Here is a 24,652-nt window from a genome sequence, read left to right as displayed (position 1 = left end):
TGCACTCGTGCGTGACAGAGGGGGAGGCCACCCGGAAGCTACTGCAAGCAACGGAGCCTCTTTCGATGACCGAAATCTCTGCAATCTTCGCCGACCGGCACATCGGGCCCCGCCCCGACGAGGTCGCGCGGATGGTCGAACTGCTCGGGTACGCCGACGTCGACGCGCTCGCGGATGCCGCCGTACCGGCCTCGATCCGGTCGACCGAACCGCTGCGCCTCCCGGAGCCGGCCTCCGAGGTCGACGCGCTGACGGAGTTGCGCCAGCTCGCGGCCCGCAACAACGTCGCGACCTCGATGATCGGGCAGGGCTACTACGGCACCTTCACGCCGTCGGTGATCGTCCGCCGCCTGGTCGAGAACCCGGCCTGGTACACGGCCTACACGCCGTACCAGCCGGAGATCTCGCAGGGCCGGCTCGAGGCGCTCCTGAACTTCCAGACCGTCGTCTCGGACCTGACCGGTCTCCCGACCGCCAACGCGTCGCTGCTCGACGAGGGCACCGCGGCCGCCGAGGCGATGACGCTCGCGCACCGCTCCAACCGCAAGAGCAAGTCGAACCGCTTCCTGGTCGACTCCGACTGCTTCGCACAGACGATCGCGGTCGTCGAGACCCGCGCCGAGGCACTCGGCATCGAGGTCGTCGTCGCCGACACCATCGACGGTCTGCCCGAGGGCGACTTCTTCGGCTTCCTGGTGCAGTACCCGGGTTCCGGCGGCGCTGTCCGTGACCTCAAGCCGCTGATCGCCGCCGCACACGAGCGCGAGACGCTGGTCGCGGTCGCTTCCGACCTGCTCGCCCTGACGTTGCTCGAGGCACCGGGGGAGGCCGGCGCCGACATCGTCATCGGCTCTTCGCAGCGCTTCGGCGTACCGCTCTTCTACGGCGGTCCGCACGCCGGCTTCATGTCGGTCCGCGCCGGTCTCGAGCGGTCGCTGCCCGGTCGGCTGGTCGGTGTCTCGGTCGACGCCGACGGTGCCCCGGCGTACCGGCTCGCGCTGCAGACGCGTGAGCAGCACATCCGTCGCGAGAAGGCGACCTCCAACATCTGTACGGCGCAGGTCCTGCTGGCCGTCGTTGCGTCCATGTACGCCGTCTACCACGGACCGGATGGGCTGCAGGCGATCGCCGGTCGCGTGCACGGTTTCGCGGGCAAGCTGGCCGCGTCGCTGCGTGCCGGTGGTGTCGAGGTCGTGCACGGCGACTTCTTCGACACCGTGCTGGCGCGTGTCCCCGGTGCCGCTGCGGACGTCGTTGACGCCGCCCGGCAGAACGGCATCTGGCTGCGCCAGGTCGACGCCGACCACGTCGGCATCTCGTGCGACGAGAAGACCGATGTCGCCGCGCTGACCCGGGTCTGCCAGTCCTTCGGCGTCCAGTACGACGACACGCTGGCCGCGCCCGAGATCGCCGTACCGCGGACGTCGGAGTACCTGACGCACCCGGTCTTCAACACGCACAAGTCCGAGACGTCGATGCTGCGCTACCTGCGCAAGCTGTCCGACAAGGACTACGCGCTCGACCGCGGCATGATCCCGCTCGGCTCGTGCACGATGAAGCTGAACGCGACCACCGAGATGGAGGCGGTCACCTGGCCCGAGTTCGCCGATATGCACCCGCTGGCGCCGATCGAGGACGCCGCCGGGTACGTGAAGCTGATCGGTCAGCTGGAGCGCTGGCTGGCCGAGGTCACCGGGTACGCGAAGGTGTCCATCCAGCCGAACGCGGGTTCGCAGGGTGAGCTCGCCGGACTGCTGGCGATCCGCGGCTACCACCGGGCCCAGGGCAACGAAGACCGCAACGTCTGCCTGATCCCCGCGTCCGCGCACGGCACCAACGCGGCGTCGGCCGTGATGGCCGGGATGAAGGTTGTTGTTGTCAAGGGCAACGATGACGGCACGATCGACCTGGACGACCTGCGGGCCAAGGCTTCCGAGCACGCCGAGAAGCTGGCCGCGATCATGATCACCTACCCGTCCACCCACGGGGTGTACGAGGAGAGCGTCACCGAGGTCTGCCGGATCGTGCACGAGGCCGGCGGTCAGGTGTACGTCGACGGTGCGAACCTGAACGCGCTGCTGGGTCTCGCGAAGCCCGGCCAGTTCGGCGGCGATGTCAGTCACCTGAACCTGCACAAGACCTTCTGCATCCCGCACGGCGGTGGCGGCCCGGGCGTCGGCCCGGTCGCAGTCGCCGCGCACCTCGCGCCGTACCTGCCGAACCACCCGCTCCTCGACCAGGCCGGGCCCGAGTCCGGTGTCGGTCCGATCAGCGCGGCGCCGTTCGGCTCGGCCGGTGTGCTGGCGATCTCGTGGGCCTACATCCGGATGATGGGCGGCGAAGGCCTGACCGCGGCCACGAAGGCCGCCGTACTGACCGCGAACTACGTCGCCAAGCGCCTCGAGGGCGCCTTCCCGGTCCTCTACACCGGCGAGAACGGTCTGGTTGCCCACGAGTGCATCCTCGACCTGCGCCCGATGACCAAGGAAACCGGCATCACCGTCGACGACGTCGCCAAGCGCCTGGTCGACTACGGCTTCCACGCCCCGACCATGTCCTTCCCGGTCGCCGGCACCCTGATGGTCGAGCCCACCGAATCCGAAGACCTCGTCGAGCTCGACCGCTTCTGCGACGCGATGATCGCCATCCGCCACGAGATCGACCGAGTAGCCGCCAACGAATGGCCGGCCGACGACAACCCGCTGGTCAACGCCCCGCACACGGCAGCCTCGGTGATCAACGACAAGTGGGAACACGCCTACACCCGCGAAGAGGCCGCCTTCCCGCAGTCGGTCGACCGAGCCTCGAAGTACTGGCCCCCCGTCCGCCGCATCGACGGCGCCTACGGCGACCGCAACCTGATCTGCTCCTGCCCGTCCCCGGAGTCCTTCGAGTAACCCCTTCGCAACACCCTCTCCCAAGGCCGTCTGCTGACCCCAGCAGGCGGCCTTGAAACGTCTATGTCACGCAATTGACAGGCGCCCACCCAACCCTCGGTGCATGAAGACAACCACGAACGACTACGACCTCGACATCCGGCTCTCGGCGCTCGTCGAGACCGGCGGCACGGACGCTGCGACCGGGTACACCAGCAGCCCGTGGACCACCGAAGCCGTCTGCTGCACCGACAACTGCTGCGGCTGAACCCACAACCGAAGGAGTACAACCATGCCCATCGGCATCGACGAGTTCGACCTCGACATCCGCCTGACCGAACGGAGGGCGCACGAAGTCAAGGATCCGGTGACAGTACACACCACGCGACCGACCGGCGGAGGCCCGTGCTGCACCGACTTCTGCTGCCCCGGCTGAACCCCATCAGGAGGAACTGTGCCGAACGTAACGAGTGACGAGTTCGATCTGGATATCCGGCTCACGCCGCAGGACGTGCACGGCGCCGCCGTGTTCGTGACGTCGTTCACCAGCCGTCCGAGCACCGGAGCCCCGTGCTGCACGGACAACTGCTGCCCCAACTGAAGCCCGTTCGGGCACTCCGGGAACGACCGGGAAATTGTCCCGGCCGTTCCCGGCCGTCGTCTCTGTCGTCCCGGGACCGAAGGCCCGCAGGCTGAAGCGCAGAACAGTTCATCCACCGGGAGGACCAACGTGCCGACAGCCACCATCGACGAGTTCGATCTCGACATCCACCTCGGGCCCGTCGACACGGGCTCCGTCACCCTGCAGCGGACGGCGGAACCGAGCTGCGTGACGTCGGCAGCGGCCAGCGAGCCGCGTATCTGTTGCACTGACGGCTGCTGCTGAGAAGGGGACACCATGCCGATCATGACCCCCGACGAGTTCGATCTCGACATCCGGCTCGGGCCGTACGACGCCGACGGCTTTCCCGAAGCGGCGACCCGGCCGCCGGTCACGCGTGTCGGGAGCTGGGACTACTGCTGCACGGACAACTGCTGTACGACGACCGACTAGCCGAACCATCAGGAGGAACCGGTGAACACAACACTTGTCGACGAGTTCGATCTCGACATCCAGCTCGGGCCCGTCGACTTCATCGAGATCGAAGCCGCGACGGTGCGCACCAGTGGCCGGGCATCGACCGAAGGCGTCTGCTGCACCGACTACTGCTGCACGACCCTGTAGGCCGGCATGTCTACCGCAACGCTTGACGAGTTCGATCTTGACATCCGGCTCGAGGTGATCGATTCGCAGCGGATCGGTACGCCGATGATGGCGACCAGCCGGCCGTGGTCGGAGCCGTGCTGCAGCCACAGCTGCCCGATCGAGTGCAAGCCGTCCGTCGACTGCTGATTCGGAGGAAACATGCCTACCGCAACTCTTGACGAGTTCGACCTGGACATCAAGCTCGCACCGGCCTGGCGGCCGCGGATCGACCAGCCGATGCTGTCCGGGACCCGGCCGGACTCGGAGCAGGTTTGCTGCACCGACTCCTGCCCGATCAATTGCCAGACGACGACGCAAGTCTGCTGAAACGAAAGAGGCAGCATCCGGCTGCCGAAGGCGCAGTCCCGGGGTATCGCACTGGTGTCCCGGGGCGGGCGCTCGGATCATGGACGAAACCGATGAAGGGGAGAAAGATGCCGACAGCAACTATCGATGAGTTCGAGCTCGACATCCGGCTGCAGGAGCCTGAGCAGCTGAGCGCCGAGAAGTACCCGCCGCCGACCATCCCGCTCAACTGCACGACCTCGAAGTACTGCGACTGAGTGCCGATGCCTACAGCAACCAGCACCGGCTGGCAGCCGGTGCTGAGTGCGGAGTTGCGGGCGGCGGCAACCGCGCGTGCCTTCGAGGTGGCTGAGCGGTTGCGGGGGCGGAGCGAGCGGGAGCCGGGGCTGGATGGCTCGGCGGGTACGGCGTTTCTGTTCGGGCAGCTGGATCGGATCGCTCCCGGCGAGGGCTGGGACCAGCACGCGCACGCGGCGCTCACGGACGCGGTTCGCGGTACCGAGACCAACGGGCGGAATCACCCCGGCCTGTTTGTCGGGACCAGCGGGCTCGCGGCTGCGGCCACCTACCTGTCGCGGGAGGGCAGCCGGTACGGCGGTTTGCTCGCGACGCTGGACGAGCAGGTCGCGCAGGCGACGTCGGAACTGTCGGAGCGGTTCGTCAAGAAGCCCGCCCGCCAGCCGTACGAGGACTTCGACGCGATCTGCGGTCTGGCCGGCCTCGACCGCTATCTGTTGTCGCGAGAGCGGCCTCAGCTGGCTGGCCTGGTCGCGCTGTGCGACTCGGGGCCGGACGATCCGAACTGGTTCACCCCACCGGAGGCGCTTCGCAAGGACACTGCCATCGCGGAGTGGTACCAAGGCGGCGTCTACAACCTTGGGCTCGCCCACGGCATCCCCGGACCGCTGGCGGTCCTGTCGGTGGCCTACTCGCAGGGGTACGTCGTACCTCGGCACGCAGAGGCGATCGCGCGGACTGCGGAGTGGCTGGCCGCGCAGCGGTTCGACGACGAGTGGGGTGCGAACTGGCCTGCGTGTCTGACACCTGGTGGATCGCCGGACTCGTCCCAGGCTGCTTGGTGCTACGGCAGTCCAGGGGTGGCGAACACGCTCCTGCTGGCGGGCAATGCGATCGGTGACGACAAGCTGCGGGAGCTGGCGATCGAGGCGATGGCCGCGCTGTACCGCCGGCCGTGGTCGGCGCGGCTGACCGGGCAGTCACCTGGTCTGTGTCACGGGGTCTCCGGTCTGCTGCAGATCACACTGCGGTTCGCCAACGACACCGGGGAGCCGCTGTTCACCGAGGCGGCCACCGAGCTAACCGAGCGGCTGCTCGACCTGTACCGGCCGGAGCTGGCGACCGGCTACTACTCGCGCAAGTCGACCGGTGAGCTGCGCGAGCACGCAGGACTGCTGGATGGAGCAGCCGGCACCGCACTGGCGTTGCTGGCGGCCAGTACGCCGGTTGAGCCGGCCTGGGATCACGTATTGCTGCTGAGCTGAGGGGGAGCCGCATGTTTCGGCCGTTGGACTGGGTCATGGTGCGTACGCCGCTACTACCGGTCGAGGCGTTCCTTGACCCGCCGACGGCGGTTGCGCCGGGTACCGAACTGCCCGCGGATCCGCGCATCCAGCGTGCGCTGGCAGTCGGGGCCGGTGACCTGTCACGCGCGCTAGGCAAACCACCCAACACCGAGAAAGCGTTGCGGCGGATGCGCAGTAGCCTCCAGCGCTATCTGATCCGGATGTCGACGCGACCCACGCCGTACGGGACGTTCGCAGGAGTCGCGGTCGCGCAGTGGGGTGACACGACAGACCTGGCGCTGACCACCGACCCAGCACGGGCCAGGACGCGGCCGGACATGGGCTGGCTGCTCGAGCTGATCGCCGAGCTCGAGCAGAAGCCGGATGTCCGGGCCGGGTTGCGCTGGTACACCAACCCGGCTGCCAGCTTCCACGCGGACCGGCTGTTCCTTTCCGAGCGCGCTGTCCTGACTGACCCCGCCGAAGCCGGCCGCGCAGTGAACCTCCGGGCCACTCCAGTCGTGCGCGCTGCTCTCGAAGCCGCCCGCACACCTGTCCCGTACGACGACCTGGTCGGCGCACTCGTTGCGAACGGCGCACCGCGCGACAAGGTGGAAGGCCTGCTGCAGCAGCTCTGGGAGCAGACCGTTCTACTGACCGACCTGCGGCCGCCGGTCACGATCTCAGACCCAGCCAAGTACGTCGTCGACCGGCTAGCGACTGTGCCGGCCGCCCGGGCCGAGGCGGCCGCGTTGGCCGAGCTGCTGGACGACGCCGCCGAGTGGGACGGGCTGGACGTTGAGCAGGCCGCCGCGCAGTACCCGAAGCTGGTTGCGAAGGCGAAGACCCTGCGGGACTCGCCCACGCAGTTCCAGACCGACATGGCACTCCCACTCACCGGCCGGGTCACCCGGGAGGTGGCGGAGGAGTCGGCCCGGTTGGCCGAGCTGCTGGCACGACTGTCGCCGTCCGCTGCCGGTGTGTCCTCCCTGGACGGCTACCGGAGCCTGTTCGAGGACCGCTACGGCCGGGACCGCGAGGTGCCGCTGCTCGAGCTCCTCGACCCGGAGCGAGGTCTCGGCGTACCGCCGCGCCCCGAGCGTCTCGAGCCGACCGATGAGCAGAAGCGCCGCAACCGGACGCTGGTCGACCTCGCACTCGATGCGCTGAAGGACGGCCGCGCGGCGGTGGAGTTGGATGACGCGACCCTGGAGAAGCTCACCCTGGGCTCGCGACCGGCACCCGATTCGCTCGATCTGTCGGTGTTCGTGGTGGCCGGCTCCGCGGCCGCTGTGGATGCCGGTGACTTCCGCTTGGTGGTCGGGCCGAACGTCGGTGGTGGCGCGGCCGGGCGTGTGCTGGGCCGGTTCGCCGATCTGGTCGGGGTGGAGCCCCTGCAGGCAGCGGCCGCCGCCGAGGCTGCCGTGAACCCGGAGGTGCTGCGTGCCGAGGTGAGCTACCTCGCGCGCCACGTCCGGTCGGCCAACGTCAGCATCCGTCCGCTGGTCCGCGAACGCGAGATCGCCCTCACGACCACACCTGGCGAACACCAGTTGCCGCCGGACGAGCTGGTCGTCGGCCTCAGCGGCGGCCGGTTCGTCCTGCGCTGGGCAGCTGATGGTCGCGAGGTCGTTCCGTGCGCCGGGCACATGCTGAACACCGTCGGCGCACCGGAGATCGTGCGTTTCCTGGAGCAGGTCTTCCACGATGGCCGGCTGGTGGGCCTGAGCTTCAACTGGGGAGCTGCGGCCGACTTCGCGTTTCTCCCGCGGGTGCAGCGCGGCCGACTGGTTCTGTCGCCCGCGATGTGGCGAGTGGAGCCCGCGGACCTGACCGACTTCGCGGCCTGGCGAGAACGCTGGCAGCCTCCGCGCTACGTGTACCTGGCTGTCTCCGACAATCGGTTGCTGCTCGACCTCGACAACCCGACGCACGTCGAGCAATTGCAGGATCAGGTCCGTGAGCAAGCCGTGTTGCACGAGGCGCTGCCCGCACCAGGTGATGCCTGGGTCACTGGGCCGGACGGCAACTACTTCAGCGAGCTGGTGGTGCCGCTGGTGCTCGACAAGCCAGTGGTGCAACCAGCGCGCCGCCGGTCGCCGGTACGCCGTTCTGAGACCGTACGGCGGTTGCACCCGCCGGGGAGCGATTGGTTGTTCGCGAAGTTGTACCACGTTCCGGCGTACGAGGACGATCTGATCGCGCATGCGCTACAGGACTTCGGGGCAGAGTCGTGGTTCTTCATGCGGTACGTCGATCCGGACCCGCACCTGCGGGTTCGGTGGCGCGGTCAGCCGGATGCACTGGGCGTCTTGCAGTGGGGCGCGCAGCTGGTGGAAGACGGGTACTGCAAGCGGTTCGGGCTGGACACGTACGACCAGGAGGTCGAGCGGTACGGCGGTCCGGTCGGGATGGAGCTGGCTGAGCAGCTGTTCGATGCGGACAGCGAGCTGGTGGCCGAGCTGCTGCGACAACGGCGGACGCTCGACATGTCGTTGCTCGGCGTCTACACGGTGGACGCTCTGCTCGCCGCACTCGGCTATGACGTGGCTGAACGCGAGGCGTTGTGCCGAAGCGGCGTTGAGGATCGCAAGGCGACCGCCGACGAGTTCCGGAAGGAGCAGAACGCCTTGCGGGCTGTGCTCGGTGACCCGGACTGGTTGCCCGCGTCAGCGCGGCCAGCAATCAAAACCTGGTCAGAGCGGATCGCGAGCATCACCCCGCGCCTGGCAGACGCTGACGTGAGCAAGGACGTGCTGGCGCAGAGCTACGTGCACATGCATTGCAACCGGCTGCTGGGGTGCGGTCATCCGCCGGAGCAGCGAGTGCGTGGGCTGTTGGTGCGCACGCGGGAGAGTCTGGACCGGGCGCCGTGGCGGCAGCGGTGACTCGACCGCTGGTCGGCGTCGACGAGGTGACCGCACCGGACTGGCTGCAGATCGGCCAGCAGGCAGCGGGGAGCGGTCTGCGCACCGCACTGCGCTCGCTGCCAGGTGCGGTCACGCTGGTGAGCTCGCTGGCGTGGCGCACCTCGCGTCGACTGACACTGGCCGTGGTGGTGCTCCAGTTGGCGGCCGGTTGCGTGGCAGCATTCGGATTGCTCGCCACAGCCGACGTACTGACTGCGTTGCTGGCAGGTGGTCCCACACCCGACCGGCTCGTTGCTGCGCTGCCTGCGGTCGCCCAACTGGTCGCACTCCTCTCGGGCCGAGCGATCTTGGATGCGTTGGGCGGTGCGGCCCAGTCGGCGTTGCGGCCGCGGATCGAGCAGGCGGCGCAGCATGAGCTGCACAGGGCGGTTGCTGATGTCTCGCTGATCGCGTTCGAGGACAGCGAGTACGTCGACCTGCTGCGGCAGGGGCAGGAGCGCGGAGTCCGCAGTATCGAGATCAGCGTTCGCGGTGTCGCCGATCTGGCCAAGTCGATGATCCAGTTGGTGGCAGCGGTGGTGACAGCCGGCCTGCTACACCCCCTGCTGGCGCCGCTGGTCCTGTTCGCCGTCGTACCGGAGATGCTGGCGTCCGCACGCGCAGTGCAGCTGCAGTACTACTCGTTTCTGCGAATGGTCTCGTTGCGTCGCCGTCAGTCGATTGCCAGCGGACTGCTCACCGGTCGGGCGACCGCGGCCGAGATGCGGGCGTGCACGGCAGGCCCTGCCCTCTTGGCCGAGTACCTCCGGATCAGCACGCGCCTCACCAAGGAGGCGCAGCGCGTCGAGATGGCGAAGTCCGGAGTCAATCTGGTCGGACGGGCAGTGGCTGGTCTCGGTACGGCGATCGGCTTCGGCGTGCTCGGTTTGATGCTGTACGCCGACTGGCTGCCACTCGCACTCGCTGGAACCGCTGTGATGGCGATGCGCCTCGCTGGGACCGCACTGTCGAACTCGATGGCCGGAGTCACGCAGATCTACGAGAACTCGTTGTACATCGAGCTGTACACGACCCTGCTCGAGCAGACTCGCCGCCACACCACCCCGGTGACCGGCAAGACCGCACCCAGCGACCCGCGGCGGATCAGTCTTGAGGCGGTCAGCTTCACCTACCCCGGTCAGCCGGAGCCGGCGCTGCGCGACCTCAATCTGGTCATCCGCAAGGGCCAGACCGTCGCACTGGTCGGTGAGAACGGCTCTGGCAAGACAACCCTGGCCAAACTGCTCACCGGCCTCTACGCGCCCAATGAGGGACGGGTGTGCTGGAACGGCATCGACCTCGCAACAGTCGACGCGCACACCGTGCACGACCGGATCGCGATCGTCGCGCAAGACCCCGCCCGCTGGCCGATGTCGGCGTACGACAACATCCGTATCGGCCGGCTGGAATCACCGAACGACCTGGACCAGGCGCTCGCTGGGTCAGGAGCCGACGAGGTGATCGCCGAGCTGCCGGCCGGCGGCGACACCGTGCTGTCCCGGGAGTTCAAGGCCGGTCGTGACCTGTCCGGCGGTCAGTGGCAGCGGATCGGTCTGGCCCGCGGGCTGTACCGCGACGCGCCGATCCTGGTCGCCGACGAACCGACGGCGGCCATGGACGCCCGCGCCGAGCAGGCCGCGTTCGACTCGCTGCGGCGGATCGGCACCGGGCGGACCAAGATCCTGATCACGCACCGCCTCGTCAACGTCCGGTACGCCGACCTGATCGTCGTACTGGAGCACGGGCGGATCGTCGAGCAGGGGAGTCACACCGAGCTGCTGGCACGGGGTGGCGTGTACGCCGGGCTGTACGAACTGCAGGCGTCGGCCTACCTCAGCCCAGACCCTCGTGCCGAGCCCGAGCGGCTGCTTCGGCCCGCGAACTGACGCCCAGCTTGGCGAAGATCGCCGAGAGGTGGTTGCTGATCGTTTTCGGGGCCAGGCCGAGGCGCTGCGCGATCGCGGAGTTCGGCAGGTTCTCCGTGATCAGAGCCAGTACGTCGCGCTCGCGGCCGGTGAGGCCGGACAGCTGACCGGTGTCCCGGACCGCGCAGCCGACCAGTCCGCTGAGTCGCCGGGCGACGGTGGGGCCCAGGACGGCCTCACCAGCCGCGACACCGCGGATCGCGCGCAGGATGCTGTCGTGCGGAGCGTCCTTGAGCACGTAGCCCAGTGCGCCCGCCTGAAGTGCCGAGACGATCGACTCGTCCGCATCGCTCATCGTGAAGATCAGGATCCGGGTGTGCGGAGCGGAGCGGAGAATCTCGGTGACGGTGCGCCGACCGAGGTCGAGGTCCAGGACGACGACGTCCGGGCGATACATCAGGACCGCGCGCACGGTGTCGCCGTACGACTCTGCCTCCGCGGCGACGGCGACGTCGGGGATGGCCTGGAGGACGGCGCGCAGGCCGCTGCGGATCACCGGATGCGCGTCGGCGAGTACCACCCGAAGCGCCTCCGGAGCGACTTGTTCTGCGGCCACCTGGCGTTCACCTCCCCGACGAGTAAAGCCGACCGCACACCGTGATCACCCCGTCGCCGGGTCAGGCCTGCGAGCACATTCCACAACCCCAACGGGCATACCCCGCGCGGGCATTACCCTGTCCGGGTGACCGACGTACGTGCAGACACCGCCGCCGCCCTGACCGCCGGGATCGCAGTCGCGCAGAGCGAGACCAGAGTGCCATCGGTGGCTGCCGGTGTGGTGCGGGATGGCGAGCTGGTCTGGACCGGTGCGCGTGGCCGGTTCGCCGATGCTGCTGGGCTGGGGCCGGGGCCGGATGTGCAGTACCGGATCGGCTCGATCACCAAGACGCTGACGGCTGTGCTGGTGATGCAGTGCCGCGACGAAGGGTTGCTCGCGCTGAATGATGCCGTGGGCAAGTATCTGCCGGTGATCGCGTTCGGCGACCGCACTGTGCGGCACCTGCTTGCGCACAGTGGCGGGATGAACGCCGAGCCCGAAGGGCCTTGGTGGGAGCGCAATCCGGGCGTCTCGTTCGACGAGTTGGTTGCGGCCATGGACGAGTCGCATGCGGTCGGTCCGGCTGATCGGCGGCATCACTACTCGAACCTTGGCTACGCGGTGCTGGCCGAGATCGTGGCGCGGGTGCGCGGCGAGTCCTGGCTGGACCAGGTGCAGCGGCGGATCCTCGACCCGCTGGAGATGCGCCGTACGTCGTACTTCCCGTTCGGCGCGGCTGCGCAGGGGTACTCGGTGCATCCGTTCAGTGGGCAGCTGATCGAGGAACCGGCTTATGACTCGGGCGCTATGGCGCCGGCCGGGCAATTGTGGAGCACGGTCGAGGACCTGGCGAAGTACGCGAACTTCTGGATCGACCCGGTTGGCGAGGTGCTCAATCGCGACACCGTTGACGAGATGGCTGCGCCGGCGGCTGCGGATCCGCGCGAGGCGCTGACTGCGTCGTACGGGCTCGGGCTGCGGTTGATTGCCGAGGACCCCTATCTGCTGATCGGGCACACCGGATCGATGCCGGGCTTCCTGGCTGGGCTGTTCATCGATCGAGTGCGTCGAATCGGCGCGGTCACGTTGGGGAATGCGACGTACGGGAAGGTCGCGTCGCTGGCGCCGGAGCTGATCAGCACGCTGGTTCGCCATGAGCCGGTGCTCGCGCGCGAGTGGTTGCCGGAGCCGCAGCTTGAGCAGGGCAACGATCTGCTCGGCCACTGGTACTGGGGAAACACGCCACTCACGATCGCGGTCAGCGGCGGGGTGCTGCAGTTGTCGGGCGCGATGAGCTGTCGCTTCACGCCGTTGGGTCCTGATCTCTTTCAAGGGCGGGACGGGTACTTCGCGGGGGAGCGGCTGCGGGTTGTCCGCGCGGCCGGTGGAGTCGACCATCTGAACCTGGCCACCTTCGTGCTGACCAGGACGCCGTACGGCGAGTGACGATGACCACGCGGAGTCGGCTGGTCACCCGAGCCGATTGAAGTTAGGCTCACCTAAGTAAGCGTTGCCTTACTTCAGGAGAGTGAGCGTGAGCTCGACCGAGACGGCCGTCGCGGCGCATCTGAACGCGATTCTGCGGTGCTACACGCGGGAGGCTGCGGTACCGGTGACCACCGGCGTACTGCGGCTGGCCGTCGGCGCATCGACGGTCACGGCCCGCGTCGAGCATGCCTCGCGCAGCGGCTGGCACCAGTTCACCGAGATCCTGGTGGACGGCGTCCCGCCGGCACCCGAGGAGCTGGTGCGGCTGCTGTCGGCCGGCACGGATCCGGCCGAGGTCGACGACCTGGCAGCCCGTACGGCGGAGTCGGTGCGCAACGTCGCGTACTTCGTCGACGCGGGTGGGGCCGACCGTGGTCCGGGCCGCTTCCTGGAGATCGAGCAGGCGTTGCTGTTCGGTCAACTGAACCACCCGGCACCCAAGAGCCGGGACGGATTGAGCGGTGCCGAGCTGGCGAGGTACTCGCCGGAGCTCGGTGGCCGTTTCGCGGTGCACTGGTTCGAGGCCGACACCGAGTTGGTGTCCTCGGACCAGGTGGCCGGCGCGCCCTCGCTGCAGGGACTGGACGCTGTGCAGCTGATGGGCGCGCTGGCCGGTATCACTCCGTCGGCGGGCCGGGTGCTGATCCCGGCTCACCCGTGGCAGGCGGCGGCACTGCGGCAACGGCCACGGGTCGCCAAGTTGCTCGGGGAAGGCCGCGTGAAAGAGCTCGGCCCGCACGGCGCGCAGTGGTACCCGACCTCCAGCATGCGCACTCTGTACCACCCGGATCTGCCGGTGATGCTGAAGCTGTCCCTCGGCCTTCGCATCGCGAACTCACGCCGTGAGTCGACCCCGACCGAGCTCCGCCGCGGCCTCGAGGTCTATCGGTTGCTCGATGCGGCCTACAACGCCGGTACGGCGACCGCCCATCCGCGGTTCACGATCGTGCGGGATCCAGCATGGATCGCTCTTGACGAGGGTGGACCCACGTTGACCGGACTGGACGTTGCTGTCCGAGAAGTGCCGAGTGACGTCAACAGTTATGCATGTTTGGCCGGACTGGTCGCACCCCGTCCAGACCGCATCAGTCGACTCAGCGAATTCGCCGCCGACGATCCGACCGGCTGGGTGGCGTCGTACATCGACAACGTCTTGATCCCCATGCTTCATCTGTACGCCGAAACTGGCATCGGCCTCGAAGCGCATCAGCAGAACACCCTGGTCCGCTTGGACGGCCTCGGCCGCATCAAGGGTGGCGCCTACCGCGACAACCAGGGCTACTACCTCGCGTCGTCGTACCTGCGTGGTCTGCTCGCTGTGACCGGTCTGCGCGACTCAGCACTGGCTGTGGTCGACGACAGCACAGTCGACGACCGCCTCACCTGCAGCCTGCTCTACAACCAGGCGCTGGCGGTTGTGGGCTGTCTGGCGGCCGATGGCGTTGCCGACGAAGCAGAACTGCTCGATGTGGTGCGCGACCGGCTCATCCTGGCCCTACCGCTCCTGCAAGCCGCGGGGCCGGACGGTGATCGTCTTGCGCGCCGCTGGCTGACCGCAGACACCCTGCCCTGTCAGGCGAATCTCTCCACCGTCTACCTGAACATCCCGAACCCGCTCACCGCATAAGCGGCGGCCCGGACCGCCAGAGCTCAAGTTCCTCGTCGATGACGACTCCGAGGCCGACCAGCTCGGCCTCACGTTCGGGGAGACCAGCCAGGGACAGACCGACCGGCAGGCCCCGATGGTCGAACCCGGCCGGCACACTGAGCGCCGCAAAGTCCGCAATCGACCAGGGCAACGACTGGCGGAGCGCTGGGCCTTCCGGCGGCCTGGTGCCGTCGAGCAGCGGGGGTGCCGCGTCGAGTGTCGGATGGGCGATGGCATCCAGCCGATGGGTCGCGATGATCGTCCGCCAGTCCGACTCCCACCGCGCACGCAACACCAAGGCTTCGGCGTACCGCTCCGGACTGACCTGCTCACCGCTGCGGACTCGCTCAAGCACCTGCGGGGTGTACAGGTGGCTGTCGGTGATCAGCGCGTCGTGGACCTGACGGGCTTCGTGCCCAGTGACGGTGTCGAAGACACCGGTGGATTTCGCCAGCACCGCCTCGGTGTTCGGCGGGTGGCCGATCTTGACGAGCTCTGCGCCGCGGGCGACCAGTAGATCGAGGGCTCGACGGCAGACAGTGGCGATCTGGTCGTCGACCGGCTCCCACGACATCGCGGTGGGCAGTCCGATCCGCACACCGCTCAGGTCCTGCGGAGCGTCGAGCGGGTACGCCGGTACCGCAGCCGGCCCGGCGGGCACGCGCATCAGCAGCGAGATGTCGAGCATGCGACGTGCCATCGGCCCGGCCACGTCGAAGCTCGGGCTGAGCGGGATCACGCCGTACAAGGGAATCCGGCCGCGGGGACTGCGGAGGGTGCTGACACCGCACGCGGCGGCCGGGATCCGGAGCGAACCACCGGTGTCGGTTCCGAGTGCGATCGGAACCATGCGGCCGGCGACCGCAGCCGCAGAGCCACCGGACGAGCCGCCCGGCGACCGTCGCAGGTCCCACGGGTTGGCGGTGGGACCGGACGTCGTCCCGTAGGCGAACTCATGCGTCGTCGTCTTCCCGAGCAAGCCCGCGCCGGCCGCCTCGAGCCAGCCCCAGGCGGCCGAATTCTCCTGCGGAACATAGGTCGCCAGCACCTGACTGCCCGCGGTGGTCCGCACCCCTTTGGTGCGGAAGACATCCTTCAACGCCACCGGTACGCCGGCCAGCGCGCCGACCGCGGTCCCCGCAGCCCGCGCGCGGTCGGCGCGGTCCGCGGCCGCTGCCGCCAGGTCGGGGGTCTGCGTGACGAAGGCTTGGATGGACGGCTCGGCCAGGTAGATCCGCCGGAGGCAGTCGGCGAGCAGTTCCCGCGCGGAGAGGGTGCGGTTCGCGAGCATCGGCAGCAGTTCGGTGAGAGTGAGATCTGCAGCATCAGTCGTGATGACGGGTCGGCGAGATGGGCGCGCTCGGGTGACCATGCCGCTCAGTCAAGGTCACGGCAACTGGCTGTCAAGGTGCTGCCAATTGGCAGCCGGCGGCTACAACTGGCCGGTGAGGCCGAACGGCGAGCGCGCCAGCAGCCCCTCGATCCGGGCGCGGTCGGGCATCGAATCCGACAGCGGGAACCCGGCCACCGCACAGGACATCGACGCGGCCGCCCACAACGCGACCTGCGCGGAGAACTTGCCGTGGTTGTCGAGCAGCCGGGCCGCGAGCGCCGTACAGAACGCGTCCCGGGCAGCCGCTGACTCCTTGAAGATCGACGGGATCGTCGGCACGCTGAGAACGTCGCCCGAGGGATCCGAATAGATCGTGCAGCCGCCGTTCACCAGCAGGCACAAGTGTCCGACCCCGGCGGCGACCAGGTCCCGGGCGACCGAACCGGGGTCGAACGGACCGGTGCCTTCGGCAACCAAATGGCCGAGCTCCCAGGCATGCGCGACCAGGTAGTCGATGCGCGCGAAGGTGTCCGGCGAGAGCCGTTCGCCGACGTACGGCTGGCCGGGCGTGACGATCACGACCGGCCGGGTGGCCGGCGAGCGGTGGGCCAACGCGAGCGTGTGCTGCATCGTTTCGCGCGGTACCTCGAACGTCATCAATAGCGCGTCGCAGCCGGCGATCTGGGCGGCCCGTTCGTCCAGGTCCTCGGTGGACAGGTAGACCTCGCTCTGGTTGCGCCAGTTCACAGCGATGCTGTCGCCGAGCTCCTTCTCGAAGACTCCGGTGAACGGCGTCCGCCGGCCACGAACGCGCTTCACCAGTGAGGTGTCCACACCTTCGTCGCGCAAGTACTGCAGGATCTCGGTCCCGAACGGGTCGTCGGTGACCGCGGCGATCAACGAGGTCTGCAGGCCGAGGCGGACGGCCGCGACCGCCTGAGTGAGGCCCTTGCCGCCGGGGGAGAGGTAGAAGTCGAACGCCTCGGTCGACGTCTCCGGCTCCGGCAGCGCCTTGGTCCGGAAGGTCGCGTCCATCACCGCGCCGCCGACCACGATCACCCGTCCTGTTGACGGCGAGTCGGTCGAGTAGACGTCGCGCCGGATCAGCTGGTTCGCCAGCTCACGCAGTACGGCGGGTTCCGTCGTACCGCGGAGTGCACGATCGCTCGGCGCTTCACCGGCCCGGTGCCCGAGGGATTCGTGCAGGCGGTGCCAGTTGTTCAGCAGGGTCTCGCGTCTGCGGCCGAGCGAGGTGCTGTAGAGACCGCGGGTGATGCGCTCGTCAAGACCGGCTCGGCGGTACAGGTCGGCGTACAGGCCGAGCGCGAGGATGGTGTCGGCGACGAGTTGTTTGCTGCCGTGCAGGTCGTCGCGGACACAGCTGGTGACCAGGTCGAAGGCAGCGGCCGCCGGATCGAGGTCGTGCGCGCTCGCCAGCTGTCTGGTCGCGGCCAGCTCGAGCAGCGGCGCCGCGATCCCGGTGCGGCCGGCGCTGAGCCTGGCCACAGTCAGGCCGTCGTGCGTGCGCAGCTTCTCCAGCACGCTGGTCAGCAGCAGCACGTCGGCCGGCAGCTTGTCGCTGGGGTTCGTCACACCGCTCCCGGGTCGTGGATCTGGTCGCACCAAGTATGCGGGCCAACGCAGTCGGTTCGCACGGTAGGCTGGCGCGGTCCGCCGATCGTCCAGATCGGTGTGACGACCACGGGGAGCAACACATGAACACTGGACACGTCGAGCTCGCACGGGCTCAGCAGGAACGGTGGGAGACCGCTTACGCGCGGCAGCCGCAACTGCACGGAGCGGAGCCGTCGGTGGCGGCGCAACGAGCAGCGGAGACTTTTGGTGCCGCAGGCATCGATGACGTCCTCGAGCTCGGTGCCGGTCACGGCCGCGACGCACTTTTCCTGGCCAGGCAGGGATTCAGCGTCCATGCCACCGACTTCAGCGAGACCGCGCTCGACCAGTTGCGGCAGCAGGCACAACGCGAAGGTCTCGACGACCGCGTCACCGCCGCCCTGCACGACGTCCGCGATCCACTGCCACCGGCCGACGCCACAGTGAACGCGGTCTTCGCGAACCTGCTGCTGAACATGGCGTTCACCCCCGACGAGCTGCGCGGCCTGGTCGGTGAGATCCACCGCGTCCTGCGCCCCGGCGGCCTCTTCGTGTACGCCGTCTGGTCCGCCGACGACCCGTGTGCGGCGAACTGGCAGGACCTGGGTGGCGGCCTGTCCGTCCACGACGGTTTCGCCGGCCGCTTCTTCGACCGCGCCCGCCTCGACGAGCTGACCGCCGGTTGGGAGCAGGTCGACACCACGGCGTACACCGAAGGCCCGAAACCACACCGGCTGTGGCGGGTCACGGTCGCGAAAAGGTGAAGTTAGCTCGAAGTACGGCGCGCCACGTTGCAGTGTGATCACCGAAGGGTGACCGTGCTGTGACGCGTCTCACCTTCTCACTATCGGAGAGCAGCAATGCACTGGTTCACAGATGTGATCACCAAGCGGTACGCGCAGTTCAGTGGTCGCGCTCGCCGCAAAGAGTTCTGGATGTTCGCCCTGATCAGCTTCGTGATCTCGATCATCCTCGGGATCCTCGACCAGCTCCTCGGGCTGGACTTCAAGAGCGGCAGCGGCAGCACCGCCGTGCGCAGCGGTGGCTGGCTGGAGACCATCTTCGGCCTGGCCGTGCTGATCCCGACGATCGCGGTCGCCGTCCGGCGGATGCACGACAAGAACCGCAGCGGCTGGTGGGTCCTGATCTGGCTGATCCCCTGTATCGGGTGGATCTGGTTCATCGTCTGGCAGGCCCAGGAAGGCGATGCCGGCGACAACCAGTACGGTCCGGACCCGAAGGCGGCCGAGCGTGGCCAAGGGTTCGGTGGACCGGGTGGTCCGGCCGAGCCGGGGTATCCGACGGTCTGACAGCAGCACAACGCCCCGCGAACCAGGTGACGGTTCGCGGGGCGTTTCCTATGTCAGCTGGCCTGGCTGACGCTGGACATGTTGAAGTCCGGGATGAGCAGCGGCGGAGTGGCTGTGCGGGAGAACTCGTCGCCCCACTCGCGGGAGAACGACGGCACGGTCGCGCCGGCGGCGCCGATTCGGGACAGGAGGTCGACCGGGCTCTCGTTGAAGCGGAAGTTGTTGACCGCCCCGGTGACCTCGCCGTTCTCGATCAGGTAGACGCCGTCCCGGGTGAGGCCGGTCAGGAGTGAGGTCTGCGGGTCGACCATCCGGATGTACCAGAGGCAGGTCAGCAGCAGGCCGCGCTCGACCCCGGCCACGAGGTCGTCCGTCGTACCGGTGGCGCCGTCGACCGAGAGGACGTAGTTGTCGATCGGGGGAGCGGGGTTGCCGGCGCCGATCAGGTCGGCGGTGTGGCGACTGGTCATCAGCGTTTCGAGTTTGCCGTCGCGGATCCAGTCGGTCGCGGACAGCGTGAGGCCGTTGTCGAAGACGCTCTCCGAAGCACCCGACGAGCGGGCGACCGCGAACGGGAAGGTTTCCAGACCAGGCAGGTTCGGATCCGAACGCAACTGGACCGGCCTCGACGACAGCGTCTCGCCGACCCGGGTGCCGCCGGACGCCTTCGCGAAGACACTGCGACCCTCGAAGGCCTGCCGGCCGTCCAACTGCCAGAACAGGTACGTCGTCAGGTCGGCCACCGCGGCCGGCGGCAGAACGGTTGCGTGGCGACCGGGGTCGACGGCAACTGTCCTCGATGCCCAGCCCAGTCGCCGAGTGAGCTCGGCGTCGAGTGCCAGCGGGTCGATGTCGGTGAAGTCGCGGGTCGCCGCACCGGCCCACGCGGACTGGCTCAGGTCGCCGGACTTGCCGGTGGAGCTGACGAAACCGCGCGGCAGGGACTGACGAAGCCGGAGCCCGGCCGACGAACCGACGTACAGGGTGATGACCTCGTGGTCGGCGAATCCGTAGAGCCAGCGGCTCTCGCTGGTGGCCCGTCGCAGGGTCTCGCCGAGTGCCGGGGCGAACTTCTCGTAGACGGTGACCGAGGTTTCCTCCGGCTCGTCGTCCCAGTCCGGGCTGGTGGTGCCGTCGACCAGCGGTCGCGCGTCCTCGGCCGGTGTGGCGGCCCGGGCGGTCGCGACCGCGGCCGAGACCTGCTGACGCAGCGATTCGTCGGTGACCGCCGTACGGCGAACCACGCCGGTCGCAGTGCCTTCACCGGCACCGACCGTGGCGATCACGGTGACGTCCGAGCCGCGCATCGCGCCGTTCGTTGTCAGGGTGTTGTTGGCCCAGCGCAGGTTTGCGCTGGAGGTCTCGGCGACGATGACCACGCAGCCGTCGGCGCCCTCGGCCGCGGCGAGCGCGAGCCCGCGCTCGACGGTGTCCTGCGGGGTGAGCTGAATGGCGGTCACCGGCCGGCCTCCTGCGTGGTGTTGAGAATGCGGACGCCCCGGAACAGGGCGGACGGGCAACCATGACTGACCGCACCGGACTGCGCGGGCTGCGCCTTGCCGCAGTTCAGCGCGCCGTGCAGGACGTAGGTCTCCGGGCCGCCGACGGCCTCCATCGAGCCCCAGAAGTCGGTCGTGGTGGCCTGGTAGGCGATATCGCGAAGCTGACCGTCCAGCTTGCCGTTGGTGATCTTGTAGAACCGCTGCCCGGTGAACTGGAAGTTGTACCGCTGCATGTCGATCGACCAGGACTTGTCGCCGACGATGTAGATCCCGTTCTCCACCCGGCTGATCAGCTCCTCGGTCGAGGGGCCGCCTTCCGCGGGCTGCAGCGACACGTTGGCCATCCGCTGGATCGGGATGTGGCCGGACGAATCGGCGTACGCGCAACCGTTCGAGCGGGCGGTGCCGAGGAGTTCCTCGTTCACCTTCGCCATCCGGCGGTCGACCTGATAGCCGACCAGTACGCCGTCCTTGACCAGATCCCACTGCTGGCCGGCGACCCCTTCGTCGTCGTACCCGACCGTGGACAGGCCGTGCTCGGCGGTCCGGTCACCGGTGACGTGCATGATCGGCGAGCCGTACTTGAGATTGCCGAGTTTGTCGGTGGTCGCGAAGCTCGTGCCGGCGTAGTTGGCCTCGTAGCCCAGCGCGCGGTCCAGCTCGGTGGCGTGGCCGATCGACTCGTGGATCGTCAGCCACAGGTTGGTCGGGTCGATGACCAGGTCGTACACCCCGGCCTCGACACTCGGCGCGACCATCTTCTCGGCCAGCCAGCCCGGGATCTGCGCGAGCTCGTCGTCCCAGTCCCAGCCGGTGCCGGTCAGGTACTCCCAGCCGCGCCCGGCCGGCGGCGCGCAGCTCGTCATCGAATCGAACCGCCCGGTCTCGGCATCCACGGCGTACGCGGTGATGTCCGGTCCGATCCGCACCCGCTGCTGCGTGTACGACGTGCCTTCGGTGTTCGCGTAGAACTTGCACTCGTGGACCGAGGCGACATGCACACTCACGTGCGCGACGCCGTCCGCCTTGAGCAGCCGGTCGCTGTAGTCGGTGAGCAGCGCGACCTTCTCGGTCCGCGGCACGCTGAACGGGTCGATCTCGTACGACGAGATCCAGGTGACGTCGTCGTACACCGGCTCGTCGGCGAGCTCGATCGTCTCGGCGTTGATCGGCCGCGACACCTGCGCCATGTGCACGGCCTGCTCGGCGACCTGCACCACCTCGTCGGTCGTCAGCGCCACCCCGGCCGCGAAACCCCAGGTGCCTTCATGCACGACCCGCACCGCGAGACCGAGGTCCTCGCCGTCGCTCGCACTCTCCAGCACACTGTCGCGGAGCGCGATCGACTCCGACCGGATCCGCTCCAGGCGGAACTCGGCGAAGGTGGCCCCGAGGTCCCGCGCGCGCTGCAGAGCGGCCTCCGCGAGCTCATGCCGGGGAAGGGCAAGGAAGGTCTCATCGATGTCTGGCACGAAACCGACCCTATACAGCGGAACCGACAGACCGGCTGCGGTGTAGTGACAATGACCTGAAGGTGTCAGGAGGTTGTATCAGCGATCTGGATGAAGTGGCGATTCTGGCTCGGGCGCGTGGTGGGGATTCCGCCGCGTACGGCGAGCTGGTGCTGCGGCATGCCCCGATCGCCAAACGTACGGCGGTCTTCCTCGGGGCCGGTGCGGATGCCGACGACGTGGTGCAGGAGGCGTTCGTGAAGGCGTACCGGGCGCTGGGTGGTTTCCGGAGCGAGGCCGCGTTCCGGCCGTGGCTGCTGCGGATCGTCGCCAATGAGACGCGGAACTGTTTGCGGTCGCGGAGTCGTCGGAGTCGTCGGGAAGAGATCGCTGCGCCGCTGGACGTCGTACTGGATCCGGCTGACGAGACGGTGTCGCTGGAACGGCGGGCTGAGCTGCTGAGCGCCGTACGGGCTCTTCCAGAGCCGCAGCGGCTGGTGGTCACGTGCCGATACTTGCTGGAGCTGGATGAGCAGGAGACGGCTGTCGTGCTCGGCTGGCCACGGGGGACGGTCAAGTCGCGGCTGCATCGGGCTTTGGAGCGACTCAGGAAGGAGGTACGGCCATGAACCTGGATGACGAGCTGCGGGCGTTGGGGCGCTCGGCTGTGGTACCTCCGGTCGACCCTGAGCTGACTGCTGCAGTGCTGACGCGAGTGGCCGCCGTACCGGTGCGTCGGCGGTTGCGGGACCGGTGGCGGGCCTTCCTGGCCGGACTGTGCGTACTGCTGGCCGGTCTGGCGCTCACGCCGCCGGTGCGGGCGACTGTGGCCGAGTGGCTGCGGATCGGGGGAGTGGAGGCGCACCCGGTCGGCACAGGACCCAGTACGGCGCCTCCGGTGCCTGGGGTGCCAGGGCGCATGTCCCTGGAGGAGGCTGCGCGGGTTGCTGGTTTCACTCCGGCACTTCCGCGTGAGCTGGGGACCCCGAAGGGTGTCGAGGCGTCGCCGGGCTTTGTCGCGCTCGGGTGGGACGGGGTGCGGCTGGAGCAGTTCCGGTCGACGGTGGATCCGGTGTATTGGAAGAAGAACTACACCGCGCTCGAGTACGTGCCGGCGGTCGAGGGCTACTGGTTCGGCACGCCACACGAGCTGGTGCTGGTGGACAAGCGCATCGTCCGGATTGCCGGCCCTACGCTGGTGTGGGAGCGCAGTGGTGTCACCTACCGACTCGAGACCGCGGATAAGGCGGATGCCATCCGGCTGGCGGCCGGAACCTCCTGACCGCCGGCGGTGTATCCGGTTCATGATCAGACGGTTGCTCGCCCTGCCAGCTGTTGTGCTGTTGCTGCTCACCATGGCCACACCCGCCGCCAACGCGGGCGGTCCCACCAGCGTGCTGCTCAGCGCCCCGCCACAAGTGATCGCCTTCGGCTACGAAGACCCGGAGTACACCGAGCTCCAGAAGCTCACGAACGCCAACGGAGCACGAGGCGGTCCCGATCAGGAACAACACGACCTCGGCTCGTTCGTCCGCCTCACCTGGCTCATCCACGACATGTCTGTCTGGCGTCGCGACATCATCTACCCCGACGCGCCCGGCGGCCCCTGGATCGCCACCACCGAAATCACCGACGAAGCCAGCGCCCCCACCCACCCGACCTGGCACCGCGCCACCGACCCGGTCGCCCTGGTCAAACTCCTCAGCAGCCTCAAACTCCTCCCCGGCCTCCGCAACGGCGAGCAGACCTCCGGCGGCCCCACCGCCGTCCCCCAACGCCAACCGGAGGCCCAACCTCCCGCCGCCACCGAGCTGCCCACCACCACCGAAGCGCCCGCCTCGACTCAGTCCGCCGCCACGTCAGACTTCTTCACCGGCTGGCGCTGGCTCCTACCCGGCGCACTCCTAGGCGCGCTGATCACCTGGGCAGCAACCCGCTTCCTCCGCCAACGCCAGTGGGACCTGGTCGACGCCGACTAGTCCTCGGTCGTCTTGCGCTGGCCGGTCAGCGATCCTGCGTGGGCGACGGCGGTCGGGTCGTTGCGGGTCTTCAGCAGGCTCGCGACGACCACGATCACCAGGATGCCGATGATGACGCCGAGGCTGACCGGGGTGGAGACCTCGGGGATGGACTCGTGGATGTCCACGTGGCCCCAGTGCAGGATGAGTTTGACGCCGATGAAGGCGAGGATGATCGCGAGGCCGGCCGACAGGTACACGAGACGGTCGAGCAGGCCCTTGACCAGGAAGAACAACGCTCGCAAACCGAGTAGGGCAAAGGCGTTCGCGGCGAAGACGATGTAGGCCTCGTCGGTGACCCCGAACACGGCCGGGATCGAGTCGAGGGCGAAGAGCAGGTCGACGCCGCCGATGGCGACCAGTACGACGAACAGTGGGGTGACCACCTTGCGGCCGTCGATGCGGGCGGTCAGCTTGCCGCCGACGTACTCCTCGCTGACCGGGAGGACGCGGCGGGCGGTCTTCACGATCACGTTGTTCTCGACGTCGGGGTCTTCGTCGCGGTGCCGGAACAGCTGGACCGCGGTGTAGAGCAGCAGCAGCCCGAAGATCAGGAACATGAACGAGAACAGCGACAGCAGTGTTGCGCCGAGCGCGATGAACGCCGCCCGCATGACCAGCGCGAGCACGATGCCGAAGGTGAGCACCTTGTGCTGGTGTTCCTCCGGTACGGCGAACGTGGTCATGATGATGACGAAGACGAACAGGTTGTCGACCGACAGACTCTTCTCGACGATGTAGCCGGCGAAGTACTGCGCGCCGAAGTCACCGCCGTACTGGCTCATGAACCACAGGCCGAAGGCGATCGCGACCGCGACGTAGAACACCGACCAGGCGGCCGCCTCCTTGAACCCGACCCGGTGCGGCCGGATCGCCGCGAGCAGCAGATCCACGGCAAGCAGTACGACGATCAGTCCAATCGTGATCGCCCATGTCGTCCCACTGAGCTCGAGCATGGTGCCGAG

General features: G+C 68.3%; 25 protein-coding genes. 19 read left to right on the top strand and 6 right to left on the bottom strand.

Annotated features, from left to right (window positions below; translation table 11 throughout):
- Positions 1-65 precede the first annotated feature (65 nt).
- From gcvP to ABD231_RS28445, 12 genes are all read left to right on the top strand, one after another.
- Positions 66-2,897 carry an aminomethyl-transferring glycine dehydrogenase gene (gcvP, locus tag ABD231_RS28500; protein ID WP_344158582.1) on the top strand — a complete coding sequence of 944 codons (2,832 nt, stop codon included), beginning with the start codon at positions 66-68 and terminating at the stop codon, positions 2,895-2,897.
- 103 nt (positions 2,898-3,000) lie between these two features.
- Positions 3,001-3,144 (top strand): hypothetical protein, encoded by a 144-nt coding sequence (locus ABD231_RS28495; protein WP_344158580.1) that lies wholly within the window; start codon positions 3,001-3,003, stop codon positions 3,142-3,144.
- Positions 3,145-3,168: 24 nt separating this feature from the next.
- Positions 3,169-3,312 (top strand): hypothetical protein, encoded by a 144-nt coding sequence (locus ABD231_RS28490; RefSeq protein ID WP_344158578.1) that lies wholly within the window; start codon positions 3,169-3,171, stop codon positions 3,310-3,312.
- A gap of 18 nt (positions 3,313-3,330) precedes the next feature.
- Positions 3,331-3,477: a hypothetical protein gene (locus ABD231_RS28485; protein ID WP_344158576.1), complete on the top strand. Its 147-nt coding sequence runs from the start codon at positions 3,331-3,333 to the stop codon at positions 3,475-3,477.
- Positions 3,478-3,774: 297 nt separating this feature from the next.
- On the top strand, positions 3,775-3,930 hold the full coding sequence (locus ABD231_RS28480) for a hypothetical protein (RefSeq protein WP_344158574.1): 156 nt from the start codon (positions 3,775-3,777) through the stop codon (positions 3,928-3,930).
- A gap of 21 nt (positions 3,931-3,951) precedes the next feature.
- The gene (locus tag ABD231_RS28475) at positions 3,952-4,101 is read left to right on the top strand and encodes a hypothetical protein (RefSeq protein ID WP_344158572.1); all 150 of its coding nucleotides are present in this window, start codon (positions 3,952-3,954) and stop codon (positions 4,099-4,101) included.
- A 6-nt stretch (positions 4,102-4,107) separates the two neighbouring features.
- On the top strand, positions 4,108-4,269 hold the full coding sequence (locus ABD231_RS28470) for a hypothetical protein (RefSeq protein ID WP_344158570.1): 162 nt from the start codon (positions 4,108-4,110) through the stop codon (positions 4,267-4,269).
- 12 nt (positions 4,270-4,281) lie between these two features.
- Positions 4,282-4,449, top strand: coding sequence for a hypothetical protein (locus ABD231_RS28465; protein ID WP_344158568.1), 168 nt, complete (start codon positions 4,282-4,284; stop codon positions 4,447-4,449).
- Between the two features lie 107 nt (positions 4,450-4,556).
- Positions 4,557-4,685: a hypothetical protein gene (locus tag ABD231_RS28460; RefSeq protein WP_344158566.1), complete on the top strand. Its 129-nt coding sequence runs from the start codon at positions 4,557-4,559 to the stop codon at positions 4,683-4,685.
- A gap of 6 nt (positions 4,686-4,691) precedes the next feature.
- The gene (locus ABD231_RS28455) at positions 4,692-5,930 is read left to right on the top strand and encodes a lanthionine synthetase C family protein (protein WP_344158565.1); all 1,239 of its coding nucleotides are present in this window, start codon (positions 4,692-4,694) and stop codon (positions 5,928-5,930) included.
- An 11-nt stretch (positions 5,931-5,941) separates the two neighbouring features.
- Positions 5,942-8,839, top strand: coding sequence for a lantibiotic dehydratase (locus tag ABD231_RS28450; RefSeq protein WP_344158564.1), 2,898 nt, complete (start codon positions 5,942-5,944; stop codon positions 8,837-8,839).
- Positions 8,836-10,746 carry an ABC transporter ATP-binding protein gene (locus tag ABD231_RS28445; protein ID WP_344158562.1) on the top strand — a complete coding sequence of 637 codons (1,911 nt, stop codon included), beginning with the start codon at positions 8,836-8,838 and terminating at the stop codon, positions 10,744-10,746. Before ABD231_RS28450 ends, ABD231_RS28445 begins: the two co-directional genes overlap by 4 nt.
- Here the strand turns inward: ABD231_RS28445 and ABD231_RS28440 are convergent.
- The gene (locus tag ABD231_RS28440; protein ID WP_344158560.1) at positions 10,694-11,341 is read right to left on the bottom strand and encodes a LuxR C-terminal-related transcriptional regulator; all 648 of its coding nucleotides are present in this window, start codon (positions 11,339-11,341) and stop codon (positions 10,694-10,696) included. The two genes, ABD231_RS28445 and ABD231_RS28440, sit on opposite strands and share 53 nt — an antisense overlap.
- A 126-nt stretch (positions 11,342-11,467) precedes the next feature.
- On the opposite strand from ABD231_RS28440, the gene ABD231_RS28435 reads away from it, so the two are divergent.
- Both ABD231_RS28435 and ABD231_RS28430 read left to right on the top strand, forming a co-directional pair.
- Positions 11,468-12,769, top strand: coding sequence for a serine hydrolase domain-containing protein (locus tag ABD231_RS28435; RefSeq protein WP_344158558.1), 1,302 nt, complete (start codon positions 11,468-11,470; stop codon positions 12,767-12,769).
- Positions 12,770-12,857: 88 nt separating this feature from the next.
- The gene (locus ABD231_RS28430) at positions 12,858-14,438 is read left to right on the top strand and encodes an IucA/IucC family protein (protein WP_344158556.1); all 1,581 of its coding nucleotides are present in this window, start codon (positions 12,858-12,860) and stop codon (positions 14,436-14,438) included.
- Here ABD231_RS28430 and ABD231_RS28425 read toward each other — a convergent pair.
- Both ABD231_RS28425 and ABD231_RS28420 read right to left on the bottom strand, forming a co-directional pair.
- Positions 14,428-15,831, bottom strand: a complete 1,404-nt coding sequence (locus tag ABD231_RS28425) for an amidase (protein ID WP_344158554.1) — start codon at positions 15,829-15,831, stop codon at positions 14,428-14,430. The genes ABD231_RS28430 and ABD231_RS28425 overlap by 11 nt on opposite strands.
- Before the next feature lie 60 nt (positions 15,832-15,891).
- A complete protein-coding gene (locus ABD231_RS28420; protein ID WP_344158552.1) occupies positions 15,892-17,385 on the bottom strand; it encodes a PfkB family carbohydrate kinase in 1,494 nt (497 codons plus the stop codon).
- 122 nt (positions 17,386-17,507) lie between these two features.
- Between ABD231_RS28420 and ABD231_RS28415 the strand changes: the two genes are divergently transcribed.
- On the top strand, positions 17,508-18,170 hold the full coding sequence (locus ABD231_RS28415; RefSeq protein ID WP_344158550.1) for a class I SAM-dependent methyltransferase: 663 nt from the start codon (positions 17,508-17,510) through the stop codon (positions 18,168-18,170).
- Positions 18,171-18,266: 96 nt separating this feature from the next.
- Entirely contained in the window at positions 18,267-18,716 is a 450-nt protein-coding gene (locus ABD231_RS28410) for a DUF805 domain-containing protein (RefSeq protein ID WP_344158548.1), read from the top strand.
- 53 nt (positions 18,717-18,769) lie between these two features.
- On the opposite strand, the gene ABD231_RS28405 is transcribed toward ABD231_RS28410, so the two are convergent.
- Together ABD231_RS28405 and ABD231_RS28400 are read right to left on the bottom strand one after the other, a co-directional pair.
- A complete protein-coding gene (locus ABD231_RS28405; RefSeq protein WP_344158546.1) occupies positions 18,770-20,176 on the bottom strand; it encodes a metallopeptidase TldD-related protein in 1,407 nt (468 codons plus the stop codon).
- Positions 20,173-21,690 (bottom strand): TldD/PmbA family protein, encoded by a 1,518-nt coding sequence (locus ABD231_RS28400; protein ID WP_344158544.1) that lies wholly within the window; start codon positions 21,688-21,690, stop codon positions 20,173-20,175. Before ABD231_RS28400 ends, ABD231_RS28405 begins: the two co-directional genes overlap by 4 nt.
- 95 nt (positions 21,691-21,785) lie before the next feature.
- On the opposite strand from ABD231_RS28400, the gene ABD231_RS28395 reads away from it, so the two are divergent.
- Genes ABD231_RS28395 through ABD231_RS28385 form a run of 3 tightly spaced genes read left to right on the top strand, consistent with a single transcriptional unit; the run spans position 21,786 to position 23,648 of the window.
- Positions 21,786-22,298 (top strand): RNA polymerase sigma factor, encoded by a 513-nt coding sequence (locus tag ABD231_RS28395; protein ID WP_344158542.1) that lies wholly within the window; start codon positions 21,786-21,788, stop codon positions 22,296-22,298.
- A complete protein-coding gene (locus ABD231_RS28390; protein ID WP_344158540.1) occupies positions 22,295-22,951 on the top strand; it encodes a hypothetical protein in 657 nt (218 codons plus the stop codon). Before ABD231_RS28395 ends, ABD231_RS28390 begins: the two co-directional genes overlap by 4 nt.
- Positions 22,952-22,973: 22 nt before the next feature.
- Positions 22,974-23,648 carry a hypothetical protein gene (locus tag ABD231_RS28385; protein ID WP_344158538.1) on the top strand — a complete coding sequence of 225 codons (675 nt, stop codon included), beginning with the start codon at positions 22,974-22,976 and terminating at the stop codon, positions 23,646-23,648.
- Here ABD231_RS28385 and ABD231_RS28380 read toward each other — a convergent pair.
- Positions 23,645-24,643, bottom strand: coding sequence for a TerC/Alx family metal homeostasis membrane protein (locus ABD231_RS28380; protein ID WP_344158536.1), 999 nt, complete (start codon positions 24,641-24,643; stop codon positions 23,645-23,647). The genes ABD231_RS28385 and ABD231_RS28380 overlap by 4 nt on opposite strands.
- Between the last annotated feature and the right edge of the window lie 9 nt (positions 24,644-24,652).

Source organism: Kribbella yunnanensis, assembly GCF_039529655.1.
GTDB lineage: Bacteria > Actinomycetota > Actinomycetes > Propionibacteriales > Kribbellaceae > Kribbella > Kribbella yunnanensis.
This window is presented reverse-complemented; position numbering and strand designations above follow the sequence as displayed.

Excerpts from the sequence above, each read along its gene's own strand:
- gcvP (WP_344158582.1), top strand. The coding sequence starts at position 66 with ATGACCGAAATCTCTGCAATCTTCGCCGACCGGCACATCGGGCCCCGC.
- ABD231_RS28495 (WP_344158580.1), top strand. The coding sequence starts at position 3,001 with ATGAAGACAACCACGAACGACTACGACCTCGACATCCGGCTCTCGGCG.
- ABD231_RS28490 (WP_344158578.1), top strand. The coding sequence starts at position 3,169 with ATGCCCATCGGCATCGACGAGTTCGACCTCGACATCCGCCTGACCGAA.
- ABD231_RS28480 (WP_344158574.1), top strand. The coding sequence starts at position 3,775 with ATGCCGATCATGACCCCCGACGAGTTCGATCTCGACATCCGGCTCGGG.
- ABD231_RS28470 (WP_344158570.1), top strand. The coding sequence starts at position 4,108 with ATGTCTACCGCAACGCTTGACGAGTTCGATCTTGACATCCGGCTCGAG.
- ABD231_RS28465 (WP_344158568.1), top strand. The coding sequence starts at position 4,282 with ATGCCTACCGCAACTCTTGACGAGTTCGACCTGGACATCAAGCTCGCA.
- ABD231_RS28460 (WP_344158566.1), top strand. The coding sequence starts at position 4,557 with ATGCCGACAGCAACTATCGATGAGTTCGAGCTCGACATCCGGCTGCAG.
- ABD231_RS28455 (WP_344158565.1), top strand. The coding sequence starts at position 4,692 with ATGCCTACAGCAACCAGCACCGGCTGGCAGCCGGTGCTGAGTGCGGAG.
- ABD231_RS28450 (WP_344158564.1), top strand. The coding sequence starts at position 5,942 with ATGTTTCGGCCGTTGGACTGGGTCATGGTGCGTACGCCGCTACTACCG.
- ABD231_RS28425 (WP_344158554.1), bottom strand. The coding sequence starts at position 15,831 with ATGGTCACCCGAGCGCGCCCATCTCGCCGACCCGTCATCACGACTGAT.
- ABD231_RS28415 (WP_344158550.1), top strand. The coding sequence starts at position 17,508 with ATGAACACTGGACACGTCGAGCTCGCACGGGCTCAGCAGGAACGGTGG.
- ABD231_RS28410 (WP_344158548.1), top strand. The coding sequence starts at position 18,267 with ATGCACTGGTTCACAGATGTGATCACCAAGCGGTACGCGCAGTTCAGT.
- ABD231_RS28390 (WP_344158540.1), top strand. The coding sequence starts at position 22,295 with ATGAACCTGGATGACGAGCTGCGGGCGTTGGGGCGCTCGGCTGTGGTA.
- ABD231_RS28385 (WP_344158538.1), top strand. The coding sequence starts at position 22,974 with ATGATCAGACGGTTGCTCGCCCTGCCAGCTGTTGTGCTGTTGCTGCTC.
- ABD231_RS28380 (WP_344158536.1), bottom strand. The coding sequence starts at position 24,643 with ATGCTCGAGCTCAGTGGGACGACATGGGCGATCACGATTGGACTGATC.